At 72.2% G+C, this 18937-nt stretch carries 13 protein-coding genes and 1 pseudogene; 10 read left to right on the top strand and 4 right to left on the bottom strand.

Translation table 11 applies throughout. The annotated features are described in order from the left end of the window. The first annotated feature begins 70 nt into the window (after positions 1-70). The 4 genes and pseudogenes from ACFVIM_RS20435 to ACFVIM_RS20420 all read left to right on the top strand — a co-directional run. Positions 71-829, top strand: a complete 759-nt coding sequence (locus ACFVIM_RS20435) for a hypothetical protein (protein WP_384303148.1) — start codon at positions 71-73, stop codon at positions 827-829. Positions 830-1232: 403 nt separating this feature from the next. Then, positions 1233-2078, top strand: coding sequence for a DegV family protein (locus tag ACFVIM_RS20430; protein ID WP_384303146.1), 846 nt, complete (start codon positions 1233-1235; stop codon positions 2076-2078). Positions 2079-2822: 744 nt separating this feature from the next. Continuing rightward, a complete protein-coding gene (locus ACFVIM_RS20425; protein ID WP_384303144.1) occupies positions 2823-3494 on the top strand; it encodes a helix-hairpin-helix domain-containing protein in 672 nt (223 codons plus the stop codon). After that, positions 3491-5983 (top strand): annotated as a pseudogene (locus ACFVIM_RS20420) (ComEC/Rec2 family competence protein); the annotation flags it as partial. The gene ACFVIM_RS20425 and the pseudogene ACFVIM_RS20420, both read left to right, overlap by 4 nt. Before the next feature lie 530 nt (positions 5984-6513). On the opposite strand, the gene ACFVIM_RS20415 reads toward ACFVIM_RS20420, so the two are convergent. Further along, positions 6514-6762, bottom strand: coding sequence for a hypothetical protein (locus tag ACFVIM_RS20415; protein WP_384303142.1), 249 nt, complete (start codon positions 6760-6762; stop codon positions 6514-6516). A gap of 57 nt (positions 6763-6819) precedes the next feature. On the opposite strand from ACFVIM_RS20415, the gene holA reads away from it, so the two are divergent. Next, positions 6820-7806, top strand: a complete 987-nt coding sequence (gene holA, locus ACFVIM_RS20410; protein ID WP_384303140.1) for a DNA polymerase III subunit delta — start codon at positions 6820-6822, stop codon at positions 7804-7806. 844 nt (positions 7807-8650) lie between these two features. Here holA and rpsT read toward each other — a convergent pair. Then, a complete protein-coding gene (gene rpsT, locus ACFVIM_RS20405) occupies positions 8651-8917 on the bottom strand; it encodes a 30S ribosomal protein S20 (protein WP_384303138.1) in 267 nt (88 codons plus the stop codon). Between the two features lie 240 nt (positions 8918-9157). Between rpsT and lepA the strand changes: the two genes are divergently transcribed. The 3 genes from lepA to hemW all read left to right on the top strand — a co-directional run bounded on the left by lepA (position 9158) and on the right by hemW (position 14706). Continuing rightward, positions 9158-11023, top strand: a complete 1866-nt coding sequence (gene lepA / locus ACFVIM_RS20400; RefSeq protein ID WP_384303136.1) for a translation elongation factor 4 — start codon at positions 9158-9160, stop codon at positions 11021-11023. Between the two features lie 407 nt (positions 11024-11430). Then, positions 11431-13320 (top strand): AMP-dependent synthetase/ligase, encoded by a 1890-nt coding sequence (locus tag ACFVIM_RS20395; RefSeq protein WP_384303134.1) that lies wholly within the window; start codon positions 11431-11433, stop codon positions 13318-13320. 153 nt (positions 13321-13473) lie between these two features. Beyond that, a complete protein-coding gene (gene hemW / locus ACFVIM_RS20390) occupies positions 13474-14706 on the top strand; it encodes a radical SAM family heme chaperone HemW (protein WP_384303132.1) in 1233 nt (410 codons plus the stop codon). A gap of 79 nt (positions 14707-14785) precedes the next feature. Here hemW and ACFVIM_RS20385 read toward each other — a convergent pair whose 3' ends face one another. Together ACFVIM_RS20385 and ACFVIM_RS20380 are read right to left on the bottom strand one after the other, a co-directional pair. Then, the gene (locus tag ACFVIM_RS20385) at positions 14786-15598 is read right to left on the bottom strand and encodes a DUF3097 domain-containing protein (RefSeq protein WP_384303130.1); all 813 of its coding nucleotides are present in this window, start codon (positions 15596-15598) and stop codon (positions 14786-14788) included. 180 nt (positions 15599-15778) lie between these two features. Further along, positions 15779-16528 carry an MBL fold metallo-hydrolase gene (locus tag ACFVIM_RS20380; protein WP_384303128.1) on the bottom strand — a complete coding sequence of 250 codons (750 nt, stop codon included), beginning with the start codon at positions 16526-16528 and terminating at the stop codon, positions 15779-15781. Positions 16529-16700: 172 nt separating this feature from the next. Here ACFVIM_RS20380 and hrcA point away from each other — a divergent pair, with 172 nt between their 5' ends. Beyond that, positions 16701-17726, top strand: coding sequence for a heat-inducible transcriptional repressor HrcA (gene hrcA / locus ACFVIM_RS20375; protein WP_384303126.1), 1026 nt, complete (start codon positions 16701-16703; stop codon positions 17724-17726). Continuing rightward, on the top strand, positions 17727-18863 hold the full coding sequence (gene dnaJ / locus ACFVIM_RS20370) for a molecular chaperone DnaJ (RefSeq protein ID WP_384303124.1): 1137 nt from the start codon (positions 17727-17729) through the stop codon (positions 18861-18863). The last annotated feature ends 74 nt before the right edge of the window (positions 18864-18937 follow it).

The following is an 18937-nucleotide window of genomic DNA, read 5'->3' as shown; positions in this document are numbered from 1 at the left end:
TTCCTGCGGAACCCCCGATCTGCCCTGTCCGTTTACCGTGGAAGAACACAACCGATGCGGAGGGGCGCCCATGGAGGCCGCGATTCTGATACTGGCGCTGCTCTTTGTGGCCTTTGTGGTCCTAGGGGCTATGGCCACGATCAAGGGGGTACGCGCGGCCAAGCGCGGTGTGGAGCGCACGGTCAGCCAGGCTCGTCGGACCGTGGAGGACACCACCCTGCGGGCTAAGAGCTATGGCCAGGGCGGTGTCGCGGGGGAGCTGGCCCAGATGCGGCTCGCGCTGCGCACCTCGATGCGCGCCACCCAGGACGCGCTGCAGGCCGGGGTGGCGGAGGACGCCTCCCTGAAGGAGTCCCTGACCCTCTTCGAGCGGCTCAGTGCCCATGGCCATGAGCTGGACGACGAGCTCAAGCGGCTGGAGCGGGACCCGGGACGCGAGCGGGTGGCGGAGCACCTGCCGGAGCTGCGGGAACGCCTGGAGCGGATCACCCACTCGGCGGAGTCCCTGCGCTGGGCGGCCCGCGACCGGGCCCAGCGGTTCGCCGACGATGACCTGGAGACGCTCACGTCGCAGATCGACATGGAGGCCGGGGCGCTGCGGCACTGGGACGCGCCGGAGGGTTCGGCCGACGCCGGGGCCGTGCCACCGGCGCAGGCCTGGCCCGAGCCGCAAGCGCCGGCGAAGCCGAAGCCGGAGCGGTCGGCGACGGGGGAGCCGGAGAACGCCGGGCAGCGGCAGGAGGATCCCCGAGCGATCACAGCGCGTGACCCAGCGCAGCAGACACCGTACTCCTGGCAGAAGACGGCCCGGCCGGAGACCACCAACTGAGGAGGAACGTGGTCGCTCGGGCGACCAGGTATCCCCGCTGAACACGGTTCGTCGCTCCCCGTTGTCGGGGCGCGTTATCCGGAGCCGATCCCGGGCGGGGCGATCGGCCACGGCGCGGGGTGCACGCATCCTGGGTGCCGCACTCATCATGGGTCCTCCTCCGGGCAGGGTCCTCCTATGGACGCTTTCTCCGCGCTCGACCGAGCCGTCGTCGCGCCGCACCTTCCTCGTCGTGGCCCTTGTCCTGGCAGAGGAGAGGAAGGCCGGCCATCGTCGGAGTGGGGCATACGCTGGGAGGTTCGGCGCGCGCACAGGGTTGTGCGGGGCCGGGGCGAGCCAGCGGTCGCCCTGGTCTTCGGGCCCCGGCTCCCGTCGTGTCACCGTGACCGGTAACCTCCCGCTCATGTCCCCCCATGTCGCGATCGTCACCGATTCCACGGCCTCGGTGCCGCAGCCCGCGATGGAGCGTCACGGGATCGTCGCGGTGCCGCTCACCGTCGTCCTCGGCGATCAGGCGCTGGAGGAGGGCACGGAGATCTCGGCCCGCTCACTCGCCGCCGCGCTTCAGAAACGGCGGCCGGTGACCACCTCTCGTCCGAGCCCGGAGACCTTCGCCGCGGTCTATCAGCGGGCCGCCGAGGCCGGAGCCAGCGGAATCGTCTCCCTCCATCTGTCCTCAGAGCTATCCGGCACCTATGACGCGGCCGTCGTCGCCGCCAAGGACGCCCCCGTGCCGGTGCGGGTCGTGGACACCGGCATGATCGCGATGGCACTCGGCTTCTGCGCGCTCGCCGCCGCGGAGACGGCCGGGGTGGGCGGCACGCTGGACGAGTCCGTCGCGGCGGCGGAGAAGCGCGCCGCCGGAACCACGGCCTATTTCTACGTCGACACCCTGGACTTCCTCCGCCGTGGCGGCCGGATCGGGGCCGCCCAGGCCCTGCTCGGGTCGGCGCTGGCTGTGAAGCCGCTGCTGCGGCTGGACGGCGGGCGGATCGAGCCGCTGGAGAAGGTGCGCACCGCCTCCCGGGCCATCGCCCGGCTGGAGGAGATCGCCGTGGAGCGCGCGGGGACAAGCCGGGTGGACGTGGCCGTTCACCATCTCGCCGCACCGGAGCGGGCCGCCGCACTCGCCGAACGCCTGTGGGAGCGCGTGCCTGGCCTGGTCGATCTCCATGTCAGCGAGGTCGGAGCGGTGATCGGCGCGCATACCGGGCCGGGGCTGCTGGGAGCCGTGATCTCACCGCGCTGACGGTACCGGCGTCCGGCGGGCGGGCCGCGGAGTGTTGGCCTGGGCCGAGTCCCGTATGAGGGGAGAGCTCCGGCGGACCGATATGGCCCCGGGGTGCCCGGGGTACTTGGGCGCCGGGCGGTTGTCGTGCGGGTGGTGTGTGGTCGGACGGGCCGGTGTTGGGCTGGTGTGGTGGCCGTTCCGGCCTTCCCGGCTGATCTGGCTGATCTGTTAAGGCTGTGGGTGCCGCAACGCTGGCCCGGGGCCGTCTTGCTGCCGTGACCGTGAACAGCGGGGCCCATGATTTCGGCGTTGGCTGTGAGGAATCTGTGGGTGACTCAGTTATCCACAACAGAGTGGATATCCACGGAAAATGATCCCGCTCAGCAGGTTCGGACGGATCTGCCTACCGTCCTGTCCATGGCTCTTCGATCACGCTCAGCAACCAGCGGTCCCGGCCGGGCCCCGGCCTCGGACAGCCGCGTCCGGTATCGGCGCCGGGCAGCGCTCCGGCCCGCCCAGGGCAGAGGACCCGCGCCACCGGGCCGGGTCTCCCGGGCGGGTGGCGGGCGGGTGCCGTCCACCGTGTCGGTGACGGCCGCCCGCAGACGGGCGCACGCGCTCTTCGCGGACGGCACGGGGGTGGTTCCCACCCGGCCCGGATCAGAGGGCAGGAGGTCCGGCGGTTCCGGTGCGCGCGATGTGCCCGGTCCGTCGAGCGCCCCTGGCGCGAGGGCGGTGGGGCGAGAGGGCTGGCGGTCCGCCGTGGGTGGCGTACGAGAGCGGCTGCCCCTGTGGGTGCAGACGCGCTGCGGGCTGAGGCCCCGGGCTCTCGCCGCGCTCGCGGTCGTCCTCGTGGCCGGGGTGACGTTCGCCGTGCAGCAATTCTGGGTCGGGCGGCCCCAGGGGGTGCGCGCACCGGAACTGGTGGGGCCGGGAGCGCTGGAGCTCGCCTCGCCCTCGTCCGCCGCGCCGCCCGGAGGGCGGCCGGGAGCGCGGATCGTCGTGGACGTCAGCGGCGAGGTGCGGCGGCCGGGAGTGTTCCGGCTGCCCTCGGGCTCCCGGGTCACGGACGCCCTTGGCGCCGCCGGAGGAGTCCTGCCCAAGACCGATGTGACCGGCCTCAACCGGGCGCGGGTGCTGATGGACGGTGAGCATGTGGTCGTGGGGACGCCCCCGCAGCAGGACATCGCTCCTGCGGGTCCCTCGCCCACCCCGGGTTCCGGTGTCCAGCGGCCGGGCACCGCTCCGCTCAGCCTCAACACGGCCACGCTGGAACAGCTCGACACCCTGCCGGGTGTCGGTCCCGTGCTGGCCCGTCACATCCTGGACTACCGGGACCGGCACGGTGGCTTCCGCTCCCTTGACGAACTGCGCGAGGTCGACGGGATCGGCGAGCGCCGGTTCGCCGACCTCAGTGAGCTGGTCCGGCCATGAACGACGGGGGTGGGGGTGTCGTCGTCCGGCCGTCGGGAGCCGTGGCCCGCGCGCCGTCGGAGGGGCCGCTCGATCTGCGACTGGTGGTCCCGGCCCTCGCCACATGGGGCGCGGCCGCCCTCAGCCTGGGCTGGGAAGCCGGAAGGACGGCCACCGCTGTGACGGTCTGTCTGCTGGCGATGGGCGGATGCCTCGTGTACGGAGCTGTACGGCGGCGAAGGCGGCTACCCGCGGCGGCCGTCGCGGCGGCCCTGCTCGGAGCCGCCGCGGGTGCCGCCTCGGCCGGACTGCACGGCGCCGAGGTGCGCGCGGGCCCCATCCCGGAGCTGGCGGAGCGCCACGCGCGCGCCACGGTCGATCTGACCGTCACGTCCGACCCTCGGGTCAGCCACCCCCGGAACACCAGCGGTGGCACCCCCGCAGGACGCTCCTTGGTACTGAACGCGCAGGTGACGAAGGTTGTCGTGCCGGGGCGCGGCGCGACCCGCACCCGGGCACCGGTCCTCGTGGTCGTACGGTCCGCGGGGTCTCCTCACGGCGAGGCGGGATGGCGGCGGCTGCTGCCGTCGACCCGGCTGGTGGTGTCCGGGGGGCTCGTGCCGCCGATGGGGCGTGGGGACCGGTTCGCCGGCGTGCTCCGGGCGGACGGTGGGAGCGCGCCCCGGGTCGTGGGTGCGCCCACGCTGCCTCAGCGGGTCGCGGGCCGGCTCAGGGCCGGGCTGCGGGAGGCGTCGGACGGGCTGGCCTCCGACGCGCGGGCGCTGCTGCCGGGGCTGGTGGTCGGGGACACCTCCCGGGTGACCCCGGAACTCCGCGACGCTTTTGAGGCCACCGACCTCTCCCATGTACTCGCCGTCTCCGGGAGCAATCTCTCCGTGGTACTCGTGCTGCTGATCGGTCCGCCGGGCGTCGCCCTGTCCGCCGAGCGCAGAGGACTGGCGGCCCGGCTGGGCATCAGCCTGCGCGGTACCGCGCTGCTGGGAGGAGCGCTGACGCTCGCCTTCGTCATCGTGTGTCGGCCGGAGCCCAGTGTGCTCAGGGCCGCCGCCTGCGGCGCGATCACTCTGCTCGCCATCGGGACCGGCCGCCGCAGATCCCTGGTGCCCGCGCTTGCCGCGGCCGTGCTGCTCCTTGTGCTGTACGACCCCTGGCTGGCGCGGAACTATGGCTTCCTGCTCTCCGTGCTGGCCACGGGGGCACTGCTCGTCATCGCTCCCGGGTGGTCCCTGGCCCTGCGCCGCCGAGGCGTGGCTCCCAGGCTCGCGGAGGCGCTGGCGGTGGCCGGGGCCGCGCAAGCCGTCTGCGCCCCGGTGGTCGTGGTCTTCACGGCCGGGGTGAGCCTGGTGGCCATCCCGTGCAACCTGGTCGCCGAACTGGCCATCGCCCCCGCCACCGTGCTCGGGTTCGCCGCGCTGGCCCTGGCGCCGCTCTCCCTGGGGCTCGCCGAGGTGCTGGCGTGGTTCGCGGGCTGGCCGACGGGCTGGATCGCGACCGTGGCCCGAGCCGGTGCGGCGCTGCCGGGAGCGCGCGTGGAGTGGCCGGACGGCTGGCGGGGCGGGCTGTCGCTCGCCGTCGTTGTCGTCGGCTTGGTCATGCTCGTGCTCGCGCTCGCCCGGGGGCTGGTCCGCCACCGGTGGGTGGGCCTGGTCTGCGCGGTGCTGCTGGTGCTGGCCGTGCTCCGTCCGGCCCCATTGGCCCGGGTCCTCACCGGGTGGCCGCCGGAGGGGTGGGCCTTCGCCCAGTGCGATGTGGGCCAAGGAGACGCGTCCGTGCTGTCGGCGGGTGACGGCGCTGCGGTGGTGGTGGACGCGGGGCCCGAGCCAGAACCGGTCGATCGCTGCCTGCGGGAGCTGGGGGTGCGCGAGGTGCCTCTGGTGGTCTTGACGCACTTCCACGCCGACCATGTCCGCGGTCTGCCAGGGGTGTTGAGGGGAAGGAAGGTCGGCGCGGTGCAGACGACGGCGTTCGAGGAGCCACGCCGGCAGAGCGCCTGGGTGCGACGAGTGACCACGACCGCGCGTATCCCCCTGGTCGTGGCCGTACAAGGGGAACAGCGGCGGGTCGGGCGGCTGGTCTGGCGGGTGCTGTGGCCGGGGCCAGCCCCGGCGGGCAGGGGTCCGGTGGCGGAGGGGCCGAACGACGCCAGCGTCACCCTGCTGGCGCGGGTCGCGGACGGGCCGAGCCTGCTGCTGCTCGGAGACCTCGAACCCCCCGCCCAGCGGGTGCTGCTGCGGACATATCCCGCGCTGCCCCGGATCGATGTCGTCAAGGTGGCCCACCATGGATCGGCACACCAGCACCCGGCACTGATGAGGGCGGTGCGGCCGAGGCTCGCGCTGATCTCCGTCGGCCGGGACAACGGCTACGGCCACCCCTCGCCCCGGACCATCGGCGCGCTGCGAGCCACGGGGGCGAGGGTGTTGCGCACCGACGAGGACGGGCCGGTCGCCGTGGTGGGCGCCGAACGGGAGCTTCGGGCCGTGCCACGCCGGGGACCGCTGCGGGCTCTGCTGTCCGCCGGAGGCCGTCCGGCCCCCGGCCCGGCGTGGGCGGCGGTGTCCCGCGCGGAGCGGAGGGGAGATAGCGGCGCTCGGTTCCTCTGGGGAACGCTGGGCGAAGGCGCCGGTTCGGACCCGGGGCGTTCACCGTCCGGGCCGATGAGCACGGGACGCAGCGGCCCCGGGCGCGGCCCCGCCCACCGGCGCTCTGGGCGGGGAGGAGGGAAAGGCGCCACCGGGGGGTGGCGATCCGCGTGGGGTGCCCGGCGGACGGCCCTGGCACGGGAGGGAGGGCGGGGCGTGGCAGGGCGCCCATCGCCGCAGCGTCGGGGCGGCGCGGCCGGAGGGCGTTTCGGGACGGGCGGCCATGGTGGGGGCCGCGGCCGTGCCCGGATGGGAGGGGCGGGCCGGTGCCCGGCAGCGGCGTGGTGTCCCGTACCGGGGAGCGGTGGACGCCCGGACAGCCGGGCCCCGATGTCCTCCGGGCGGTGGAGCTGGAGGTTCCGCTGGAAGGCGGGGGGTCAGTGGGGCTGTTCGAGCCAGCCGTCGTACTCAGACGCGAAATCGTCCAGGGCCATCGGATCCAGCCGGGAGGCGGGGTCCTCGACGACGACCAGCCACTGGGCGTCCTCAGCGTCGTCCTCGCCCGCCAGCGCGTCACGGACCAGCTGGGGCTCGTCGGTCACCCCGAAGCGGTCCGCCAGTTCCCGTGACACCTCCTCGGCGGCGTCACGGTCGGGGAGTACCAGGACATGTCGTTCATCGCTCACCCGCCCATTCTCCGGCACGCCGCGGAGTGTCAGTGGCCCATGGGATGCTGGACGGCGATGGCCACCAGGAAGAACACGACCGACGACCCGCTCGCCCCCATCACGCTCGCGGTGGGCCAGGAGGATCTCCTCCTTGACCGCGCCGTGCGTGAGGTGGTGCGGGCGGCGCGCGCCGCCGACGCCGACACAGACGTCCGCGATCTCACCGCCGACCAGTTGCAGCCCGGCACGCTGGCCGAGTTGACCAGCCCCTCGCTCTTCGCGGAGCGCAAGGTCATCATCGTGCGGAACGCGCAGGACCTGTCCGCCGACACCATCAAGGAGATCAAGACGTATCTCGGCGCCCCCGTCGAGGAGGTCACCCTGGTGTTGGCGCACCCCGGTGGGGCCAAGGGCAAGGGGCTGCTGGACGCGGCCCGCAAGGCCGGGGCGCGGGAGGTCGCCTGTCCGAAGACGACCAAACCGGCGGAGCGGCTGACGTTTGTCCGCTCCGAGTTCCGGGCGCTGGGGCGCTCGGCGACGCCGGAGGCGTGCCAGGCGCTCGTGGACGCCATCGGAAGCGATCTGCGCGAGCTCGCCAGCGCGGTCTCCCAGCTCACCGCCGATGTGGAGGGCACGATCGACGAGGCCGTCGTCGGGCGCTACTACACCGGGCGGGCGGAGGCCTCCAGCTTCACCATCGCCGACCGGGCGGTGGAGGGGCGGGCGGCCGAGGCGCTGGAGGCGCTGCGGTGGTCGCTCGCGACCGGAGTGGCCCCCGTGCTGATCACCAGCGCGCTCGCCCAGGGCGTCCGGGCGATCGGGAAGCTCTCCTCCGCACGGGGAGGGCGGCCCGCCGACCTGGCTCGGGAGCTCGGGATGCCGCCGTGGAAGATCGACCGGGTGCGGCAGCAGATGCGTGGCTGGACCCCGGACGGGGTGGCGGTGGCGCTGCGGGCCGTCGCGGAGGCCGACGCCGGGGTGAAGGGTGGCGGGGACGACCCGGAGTATGCCCTGGAGAAGGCGGTCGTGACCATCGCGAGGGCCGCGCGTTCTCGACGCTGAACGCTGAACGCTGAACGCTGAACGCTGAACGCTGAACGCTGAACGCTGAACGCTGAACGCTGAACGCTGAACGCTGAACGCTGAACGCGCTTCCCTTGGCGCATGTGTATCGCCGCCGAGGGCCGTGCGTGTGGCCGTAGGGGCGCGGGTCTGTACGGGGCCGGACCCGGCCCTGCCGGTCTGGCCGGTTGAGCCCGGGACGAGTCGTGCGGAGCGGGTCACCGCCGGGCGTGGCGGTCCGGTGCGGGGTGGCCGGGGGAGTGTGGCGGGCCCCGGGATGGGAGCTGAGGCGGGTTCGCCTCGGTGCTTGGGCGGCGGGGTGGCCCGTTCCGGGGTGCGTGGCGCCCTGCGCGGGGCTGGACTCCGGCCTCGGGGCGCGCGGGGCCGTCGCCGGGGTCCGGTGCCATGAGGGAGGGCGTGTCACGGTGGCCGCGCCTGCCGCCGGCCCGGGGTGGTCCGCTGAGTGCTGGGGCCGGAGTCGGCGTGGGGCTGGTCCGGGCCGCGAGCGCCGTGGGTGCCACCGCGCGTCTCGGTGACGCGTCGGTCCGGGCCCGTTTCATGCGACGCCGGGCCGGGCCCGTGGTGTCCTCCATACAGGACAGAGGCCCTCGTCCCCGGCCCGGCCTGGGGAAGGGCGGGGAGGGAACGAGGGCCTCTGAGGTGGTGCTGGGTGGCTCGCGCTCGCGTGGCGAACGCTGTTCAAGCGCGAGTCAGGGGGCCGGAAGGGGAGCGGAAGAGAGGGCCCGCTCGGGTCCCCGCCGGCGATCAAGCAGTGTGGCGCTCGGCCGCTGGGGCCGGGTGCCGGGGCTCCGGGGTCACCCCCGGGGCGTTACCACGACGGAACTCAGCCCTGGAGGGAGGAGACCTTGGCAGCCAGCGCCGACTTCTTGTTGGCGGCGGCGTTCTTGTGGATGACGCCCTTGGAGACGGCCTTGTCGAGCTTGCGGGCGGCCTCGCGAGCGGCCACGCCGGCCTTCTCGACGTCGCCGGCCGCGACGGCCTCGCGGGCCTTGCGGATCGCGGTCTTGAGCGAGGACTTGACGGCCTTGTTGCGCAGGCGCGCCTTCTCGTTCGTCTTGTTCCGCTTGATCTGGGACTTGATGTTCGCCACGAAAGAGCCTTCTCAGGTTCGATTGATCTTGGTGTATGCCTCAGGTGCTCCGGTGCGAGACCGAGGGCCACCACCACGGCGGGACGCCATGGACATGAGACACAGCTAGTCAGGCTACCAGCAGCCTTCCGGGTGGCCCAAACCGAGCGCAGTTCCGTGCGCGTGGGACCATAGGGGCTACGTATCGATCCGCCATCGCCCGAGACGAGACGCCCGCCGTCTCAAGAATCAGGACCCTGCGTGCCCGCGACTCCTCCCAACGTGCCCGAGCCGAGCCGTACCGACCCGGCGCTGATCCGCAATTTCTGCATCATCGCGCACATCGACCACGGCAAGTCGACGCTCGCCGACCGGATGCTCCAGCTGACCGGTGTGGTCGAGCAGCGGCAGATGCGCGCTCAGTACCTCGACCGCATGGATATCGAGCGCGAGCGAGGCATCACGATCAAGTCCCAGGCGGTCCGTCTGCCCTGGGCCCCCAGCGAGGGGCCCGACCAGGGCAGGACTCACATCCTGAACATGATCGACACGCCGGGTCACGTGGACTTCACCTATGAGGTGTCCCGTTCCCTCGCCGCCTGTGAGGGCACGGTCCTGCTGGTGGACGCCGCCCAGGGCATCGAGGCGCAGACCCTCGCCAACCTGTATCTGGCGATGGAGAACGACCTCACCATCGTGCCGGTGCTGAACAAGATCGACCTGCCCGCCGCGCAGCCGGAGAAGTTCTCCGAGGAGCTGGCGAACCTGGTCGGGTGTGAGCCGGATGACGTCCTCAAGGTCTCGGCCAAGACCGGCATGGGTGTGGAGGCGCTGCTGGACCGGGTGGTCCGCGAGGTGCCCGCGCCCGTCGGTGTCGCGGACGCCCCCGCGCGGGCCATGATCTTCGACTCGGTCTATGACTCGTACCGGGGCGTGGTCACCTACGTACGAGTCGTCGACGGCAAGCTCGGCAAGCGCGAGCGGATCCGGATGATGTCGACCGGTGCCACCCATGAGCTGCTGGAGATCGGCACCAACTCGCCCGAGATGCTCCCGGCCGACGGCCTGGGCGTCGGCGAGGTCGGCTATCTGATCACGGGTGTGAAGGACGTCCGCCAGTCCAAGGTCGGCGACACCATCACCCAGCAGATCAAGGGCGCCACCGAGCCGCTCGGCGGGTACAAGGACCCCAAGCCCATGGTGTTCTCCGGGCTCTATCCGCTGGACGGCTCCGACTACCCCGAGCTGCGGGACGCGCTGGACAAGCTCCAGCTCAACGATGCCGCGCTGGTCTACGAGCCGGAGACCTCGGCCGCGCTCGGCTTCGGTTTCCGGGTGGGCTTCCTCGGGCTGCTGCACCTCGATGTGATCCGTGAGCGGCTGGAGCGGGAGTTCGGTCTCGACCTGATCGCGACCGCGCCCAACGTGGTCTACCGCGTCGTCATGGAGGACGACACGGAGCACACGGTCACCAACCCGAGCGAGTTCCCCGAGGGCAAGATCCAGGAGGTCCACGAGCCGGTGGTGCGGGCCACGATCCTGGCCCCCAGTGAGTTCATCGGCTCGATCATGGAGCTCTGCCAGACCCGCCGGGGCACCCTGCTCGGCATGGACTACCTCTCCGAGGACCGGGTGGAGATCCGCTACACCCTCCCCCTCGCGGAGATCGTCTTCGACTTCTTCGACCAGCTGAAGTCCAAGACCCGGGGCTATGCCTCGCTGGACTACGAGCCCACCGGTGAGCAGAGCGCCCAGCTGGTCAAGGTGGACATCCTGCTCCACGGCGACAAGGTGGACGCCTTCTCGGCGATCACCCACCGCGACCAGGCTTACGCGTACGGGGTGCGGCTGGTCGCCAAGCTCAAGGAGCTGATCCCCCGGCAGGCGTTCGAGGTGCCGGTGCAGGCGGCGATCGGTTCCCGGGTGATCGCCCGCGAGACCATCCGCGCGATCCGCAAGGACGTGCTCGCGAAGTGTTACGGCGGTGACATCTCGCGTAAGCGGAAGCTGCTGGAGAAGCAGAAGGAAGGCAAGAAGCGGATGAAGATGGTGGGCAGTGTGGAGGTGCCGCAGGACGCCTTCATCGCGGTCCTCTCCAGTGATGACGGCGGGGGCAAGAAGAAGTAGCCCCCCATCTGTCGCGGTCACGGTGTTCGGCCCGCCACGGCGGGCCGGACACCCACCGTGGAGGGTGCCGAACCCCACCCCCTGTCGCGTCAGGGGTGCCGGGCCGGCCGCCGGCCGGAACCCGTCACAGGGCCCCGCGTCCGGCGGGTGTTCACCGCCGGACGGGCCGTGCGGAAGGGCCCGTGGCGGCCGCCGACGGGCGGGCCCGGCGGGCCGGACAGCGCGCCGACGCCGGTGGGACGGTGTGCGGACATCACCGGCGGGAGCCGGTCCGTTCACGCGAAGCAGGGGGTCGCGGGGCCTTACGTGGTGGGGCGGGGCGCTTTACTCTGATCGCGGCTCAATGGTTACTCGCCAGTTAGAAACCCAGCCAGTCGTGCAGTGCTGCCGCAGGCCCGGAGGACGTCGTGAGCGACACAAAGACCCTGATCGAGAACCGGCCGCCGTCGGTGGCGACCCTGTTCGGCGAGCGCGTGGCGGCGACGCCGGACGCGGAGGCATTCCGCTACCCGGTTCCGTCCGCCACCGGGCAGGGCCCCGACGACTGGAAGTCGCTGAGCTGGGCCGGGACCGCCGAGCGGGTCTATGCCATCGCGGCCGGGCTGATCGCCATCGGAGTGGCCGCCGAGGACCGGGTCGCGCTCCTGTCCGCCACCCGGATCGAGTGGATCCTGGCCGACCTCGGCGTCATGTGCGCGGGTGGTGCCACGACCACCGTCTATCCCTCGACCAACGCGGAGGAGTCGGCGTACATCCTCTCCGACTCCGGCAGCCGGGTCCTTATCGCGGAGGACGCCTCCCAGCTCGCCAAGGTGCGTGAGCGCCGGGCCGAGCTGCCCGAGCTGGCGCATGTCGTCGTCATCGACGCGGAGGGTGTGACCGAGGACCCCGCGGACCCCGACGGCTGGGTGCTCACCCTCGCCGAGCTGGAGCAGCGCGGGGCGCAGTACCAGGAGAGCCATCCCGAGGCCGTGAAGGAGCGCGTCGGCGCGATCACCCGGGATCAGCTCGCCACCCTCATCTACACCTCCGGCACCACCGGCCGCCCCAAGGGTGTGCGGCTGGCGCACGACAACTGGTCGTATATGGCCAAGGCCATCGCCGGGACCGGGCTGCTGAGCAAGGAGGACATCCAGTACCTCTGGCTGCCGCTGGCCCATGTCTTCGGCAAGGTCCTCACCTCCGGTCATATCGAGGTGGGCCATGTGACCGCCGTCGACGGCCGGATCGACAAGATCATCGAGAACCTTCCGGTGGTACAGCCCACCTATATGGCCGCCGTGCCGCGGATCTTCGAGAAGGTCTACAACGGGGTGGCGGCCAAGGCGCGCGCGGGCGGCCCGGCCAAGTACAAGATCTTCCGCTGGGCGGCCGACGTGGCGCGTGAGTACGCCAAGGCCAGCCAGGACAGCTTCCGCCGTACCGGCGTGGCCAGCGCGCCCTTCGCGCTGCGGGCCAAGCACAAGGTCGCCGACACCCTTGTCTACGCCAAGCTGCGCGACGCCTTCGGCGGCCGGCTGCGCGCCGCCGTCTCCGGCTCCGCCGCGCTCTCACCGGAGATCGGCTACTTCTTCTCCGGCGCCGGGATCCACATCCTGGAGGGCTATGGACTGACGGAGTCCAGCGCCGCCTCGTTCGTCAACCCGGGCGAGGCCTACCGCACCGGCACGGTCGGCAAGCCGCTGCCCGGAACCGAGGTGCGGATCGCGGAGGACGGCGAGGTCCTGCTGCGCGGCCCGGGAATCATGGCGGGCTACCACGGGCTCCCCAAGGAGACCGCCGAGGTGCTGGAGTCCGACGGCTGGCTCCACACCGGTGACATCGGCGAACTCTCCCCCGACGGCTATCTGCGGATCACCGACCGCAAGAAGGACCTGATCAAGACCTCCGGCGGCAAGTACATCGCCCCGACGGAGGTGGAGATCCAGTTCAAGGCGATCTGCCCGTTCGTCTCCAACATCCTGGTCATCGGCGCCGACCGTAACTTCTGCACGGCGCTGATCGCGCTCGACGAGCCCACCCTCCTGGGCTGGGCCAAGGAGCACGGCCTGGAGGGCCGCTCCTACGCCGAGGTGCTCGCCGCGCCCGCCACGAGCGAGCTGGTCCAGGGCTATGTGGACCGCCTCAACGGGGGACTCCAGCGCTGGCAGACGATCAAGAAGTTCCGGCTGCTGCCGCGGGACCTCGATGTGGAGCACGGCGATCTGACGCCCAGCCTCAAGCTGAAGCGTCCGGCGGTGGAGCGCCAGTTCACGCATCTGATCGAGGAGATGTACGCGGGGTCACGGGAGGCGTAGCCGCGCGGACCGCCGGGGCCACCCGTGCGGACGCCGCCGTGCCGGTCCTCTCCCGGTCCTCTCCCGGTCCTCTGGCGGTCCGGACACCCCTGTCGTCGCGCGGGCCAGGCCGGGCGGAAAGGTTTCGCCCGGCCATGGCGGAGAATGGGGGGCATGCCTTCCGTACTCCCTGACGGCGAACCCCTGCCCGAGGGCGGGGCGCTCCCCGCGTCCGCCCTCGACGGGGCCGGTCAGCGGCCGCTCGCGTTCTATCTGCACGTGCCGTACTGCGCCACCCGCTGCGGCTACTGCGACTTCAACACCTACACCGCCAGTGAGCTGCGCGGTTCCGGCGGTGTGCTGGCCTCGCGGGACAACTACGCGCAGACGCTCGCCGAGGAGGTGCGCCTGGCCCGCACGGTGCTGGGCGACGACCCCCGCCCGGTCCAGACGATCTTCGTCGGCGGGGGCACCCCGACCCTGCTGGCCGCCGCCGACCTGGTGGCGATGGTGACGGCGGTACGGGAGGAGTTCGGCCTCGCGCCGGGCGCGGAGGTCACCACCGAGGCCAACCCCGAGTCGGTGAACCCGGAGTATCTGGCCGAGCTGCGGGCCGGGGGCTTCAACCGGATCTCCTTCGGGATGCAGAGCGCCCGCCCCCATGTGCTCAAGATCCTCGACCGCACCCACACCCCCGGCCGTCCGGAGGCGTGTGTCGCCGAGGCCCGCGCCGCCGGGTTCGAGCATGTGAACCTCGATCTCATCTACGGCACCCCGGGTGAGAGCGACGACGACTGGCGCGCCTCCCTCACCGCCGCCGTCGGCGCCGGACCCGATCACATCTCCGCCTACGCGCTGATCGTCGAGGAGGGCACCCAGCTGGCCCGGCGCATCCGGCGCGGCGAGGTGCCCATGACCGACGACGATGTCCACGCCGACCGCTATCTGATCGCGGACGAGCTGCTCGCCGAGGCCGGTTACTCCTGGTACGAGGTGTCGAACTGGTCCCGTACGGAGGCCGGCCGCTGCCGCCATAACGAGCTGTACTGGCGCGGCGCCGACTGGTGGGGCGCGGGCCCCGGGGCCCACAGCCATGTCGGCGGAGTGCGCTGGTGGAACGTGAAGCACCCCGGCGCCTACGCGGCGGCCCTGGCCGAGGGCCGTACCCCGGGCGCGGGCCGCGAGGTCCTCTCCGCCGAGGACCGCCGCGTCGAGCGCGTCCTGCTGGAGCTGCGGCTGCGCGAGGGCGTACCGCTCTCGCTGCTGCGCCCGGCCGGACTCACCGCCGCCCGGACGGCGCTCGCGGACGGACTCCTGGAGGACGGCGCGTACGAGGAGGGCCGGGGCGTCCTCACCCTGCGGGGCCGGCTCCTGGCGGACGCGGTGGTACGGGATCTGGTCGACTAACGGGACCTGGCGGGGCCTAGTGCGGCCTTGCGGGACCCAACGGAACCTGGCGGGACCCGCCGTCCGGCCCCGCCTCCTGTCAGGGGGCCGTCACGAAGTCGATCAGCTCCTCGACGCGGCCCAGCAGCTCCGGCTCCAGGTCCTTGTACGAGTGGACCCGGGAGAGGATGTGCTGCCAGGCGGCGCCCGTCTGCTCGGGCCAGCCCAGGGCCCGGCAGACGCCCGTCTTCCAGTCCTGGCCGTGGGGGATCCTCGGCCAGGCCGCGATGGACAGCGCGGACGGCTTCACCGCCTGCCACACGTCCACGAACGGGTGGCCCGTCACCAGCACATCGGGGCCGGTGACCGCCTGGGCGATCCGGTACTCCTTCGAGCCCGGCACCAGATGGTCCACCAGCACCCCCAGCCGGGCGTCCGGGCCGGGGGAGAAGGCCGCGACGACGGCGGGCAGATCGTCCACCCCCTCCAGGTACTCCACCACCACGCCCTCGATCCGCAGATCGTCGCCCCAGACCCGTTCGACCAGCTCGGCGTCGTGGCGCCCCTCCACATAGATCCGGCCCGCGCGCGCCACCCGGGCCCGTGCGCCGGGCACGGCGATCGAGCCCGAGGCGGTACGGGCCGGGGGTGCGGGCCGGGTGGGTCCGGTCGGGCGGACCAGGGTCACCACCGCGCCGTCGAGCAGGAAGCCCCGTGGCTCCAGCGGGAAGACCCGATGCTTGCCGAAACGGTCCTCCAGGGTCACGGTGCCCGCCTCGCACCCCACCACCGCGCCACAGAAGCCGGTGGCGACCTCCTCCACCACGAGATCGGGCTCGGCCGCCACCTCGGGGACGGCGGCCGTCCGCTTCCACGGCGGGGTCAGATCCGGGCTGTCATACCTGCTGCGCATGGGCGCCATTGTGCCGCCGCCCGGCGGGGTCGGCCGCCGGACGCGTCCGTACGGCCGTGATGCCGCCGCGCGTCACGCCGTGATGCCTTCGTACGTCACGCCGTCGTGCGTTACCGAGCCGTACGTCGTTCCGGCCTGTCCCGCCCCGCGCTACCCGGCGCTGTCTCGCCTCGCCCTGCCTCACCCGGCGCTGCCGAAGCGTTCCGCCAAGGCGTCCCGCTGCCGTCGTACGAAGGCGGCGTCGACGACGGCGCCGTGCCCCGGTACGTACAGCGCGTCCTCCCCGCCCAGGGAGAGCAGCCGGTCCAGGGCGGCGGGCCAGCGGGCGCCGAGGGCGTCCGGGCCCGCCTGGGGCTCGCCCGACTCCTCCACCAGATCGCCGCAGAAGACCACCTCGGGACCGCCCGCGACCAGCACGGCGAGGTCATGGGCGGTATGGCCGGGGCCCACGTTCGCCAGCAGCACCTGACGGCCGCCGAGGTCCAGGACGCGTTCGCCGGAGACCAGATGGCGCGGGGCGACCAGGAGTTCGGCCGCCTCGTCCGCCTCGGCCTCGCCGACTCCGTACCGTACGGCGTCGGCGCGCAGCGCCTCCCGTTCGCGGGTCAGCAGGGAGTCGACGCCGACCGCGCCGAACACCTCGGCGCCCGCGAAGACGGCGGTGCCGAGGACATGGTCGAAATGGGGGTGGGTGAGTGCGATGTGCGTCACCCTCCGGCCACCGAGGATGGCCTCCGCCTGGGCGCGCAGCTCGGCGCCCTCACGCAGGGTGGACCCGGTGTCGACGAGGAGGGCGCCCTCCGTCCCGGCGATCAGTCCGCAGGTCGCGTCCCAGCCGGGGAGTCTGCGCCGCCCCACGCCGTCGGCCAGCCGCTCCCAGCCGTGTTCTTCCCACGGTCTCGCGCCGTGGTCTTCCCAACTGACGTTCATGGGGTGACGCTAGCGGCGTCGACCAGCGAGGTCGCGGGTAGGGTGGCCGGTCACCCTTGCTAGGCCCGTACCTCACGGCCGTACACTGGCACGGAGAAATCCTGGCACTCGGCCCCCGCGAGTGCCAGGCGTCACGGAGCAGACACCGAGGGGCACGCTGGAGGTGCGCGCGATGCTCAGCCAACGCAGACTCGATGTTCTGCGCGCCATCGTCCAGGACTACGTCGGTACGGAGGAGCCCGTCGGCTCCAAGGCGCTCACCGAGCGCCACCAGCTCGGCGTCTCACCCGCCACCGTCCGCAACGACATGGCGGCGCTGGAGGAGGAGGGCTTCATCGCCCAGCCGCACACCAGCGCCGGGCGGATCCCCACCGACAAGGGGTACCGCCTCTTCGTCGACAAGCTCGCCGGGGTCAAGCCGATGTCGGCGCCCGAGCGGCGGGCGATCCAGAACTTCCTCGACGGCGCGGTCGACCTCGACGATGTCGTCGGCCGTACGGTGCGGCTGCTGGCGCAGCTCACCCGGCAGGTCGCCGTCGTGCAGTACCCCTCGCTCACCCGGTCCACGGTCCGCCATGTCGAGCTGCTCTCGCTGGCGCCGGCGCGGCTGATGCTGGTGCTGATCACGGACACCGGACGGGTCGAGCAGCGGATGGTGGACTGTCCGGCTCCGTTCGGTGAGGCCGCGCTCGCCGATCTGCGGGCCCGGCTCAACAGCCGGGTGGTGGGGCGGCGGTTCGCCGATGTGCCCCAGCTGGTGCAGGACCTGCCCGAATCCTTCGAACCGGAGGACCGGGGCACCGTCTCCACCGTCCTCTCCACCCTGCTGGAGACTCTGGTCGAGGAGACCGAGGAACGGCTGATGATCGGCGGCACCGCCAATCTCACCCGCTTCGGCCATGACTTCCCGCTGACCATCCGGCCGGTGCTGGAGGCGCTGGAGGAGCATGTGGTGCTGCTGAAGCTCCTCGGTGAGGCCAAGGAGTCGGGCGGTATGGGTATGACCGTCCGTATTGGTCATGAGAACGCCCATGAGGGACTGAACGCAACCTCCGTAGTCTCCGTTGGCTACGGTTCCGGCGACGAGGCTGTCGCCAAACTCGGCGTGGTCGGACCGACCCGCATGGACTACCCCGGAACGATGGGAGCGGTACGCGCAGTGGCACGTTACGTCGGACAGATCCTGGCGGAGTCGTAAGTGGCCACGGACTACTACGCCGTACTCGGCGTACGCCGCGACGCGTCCCAGGACGAGATCAAGAAGGCGTTCCGGAGGCTCGCGAGAGAGCTGCACCCGGACGTCAATCCCGATCCGAAGACGCAGGAGCGCTTCAAGGAGATCAACGCCGCCTACGAGGTGTTGTCGGACCCGCAGAAGAAGCAGGTCTACGACCTCGGTGGCGACCCCCTGTCCCAGGCCGGGGGCGCGGGCGCCGGAGGCTTCGGCGCCGGGGGCTTCGGCAACTTCTCGGACATCATGGACGCCTTCTTCGGTACGGCGTCCCAGCGCGGCCCCCGTTCGCGCACCCGGCGCGGCCAGGACGCGATGATCCGTCTGGACATCGAGCTGAGCGAGGCCGCGTTCGGCACCACCAAGGAGATCCAGGTCGACACCGCCGTCGTCTGCACCACGTGCAGCGGCGAGGGCGCGGCGCCCGGGACCTCCGCCCAGACCTGTGACATGTGCCGGGGCCGGGGCGAGGTCTCCCAGGTGACCCGCTCCTTCCTGGGGCAGGTCATGACCTCGCGGCCCTGCCCGCAGTGCCAGGGCTTCGGAACCGTGGTCCCCACGCCGTGCCCCGAGTGCGCGGGCGACGGCCGGGTACGGTCGCGCCGGACCCTCACCGTCAAGATCCCCGCGGGCGTCGACAACGGCACCCGGATCCAGCTCGCCGGAGAGGGCGAGGTCGGACCCGGTGGCGGGCCCGCCGGAGACCTCTATGTGGAGATCCACGAGGTCGCGCACCCCGTGTTCCAGCGGCGCGGCGACGATCTGCACTGCACCGTGACCATCCCCATGACGGCCGGGGCGCTCGGCACCAAGGTGCCGCTGGAGACCCTGGACGGGATGGAGGAGGTCGACATCCGGCCGGGGACCCAGTCGGGACAGTCGATCCCCCTCCATGGGCGCGGTGTGACCCATCTGCGCGGTGGCGGGCGGGGTGACCTCATCGTGCATGTGGAGGTCATGACGCCGAGCAAGCTGGACCCGGAGCAGGAGCGACTGCTGCGGGAGCTGGCGAAGCTGCGGGGTGAGGAGCGGCCGATGGGCCAGTTCCAGCCCGGCCAGCAGGGGCTGTTCTCCCGCCTGAAGGACGCGTTCAACGGCCGCTGAGGCCGGTGTGTGACGTGCCCGTTCGTTTTCGCGGCCGGTTGTCTTTCGCGCCCGTGGGGCCCGGTGGTTTCGCC

This window comes from Streptomyces sp. NPDC057638 (assembly GCF_042800315.1).
GTDB lineage: Bacteria > Actinomycetota > Actinomycetes > Streptomycetales > Streptomycetaceae > Streptomyces.
Note: the sequence above shows the minus strand (reverse complement) of the source record. Positions and strands in the feature narration are given on the sequence as shown.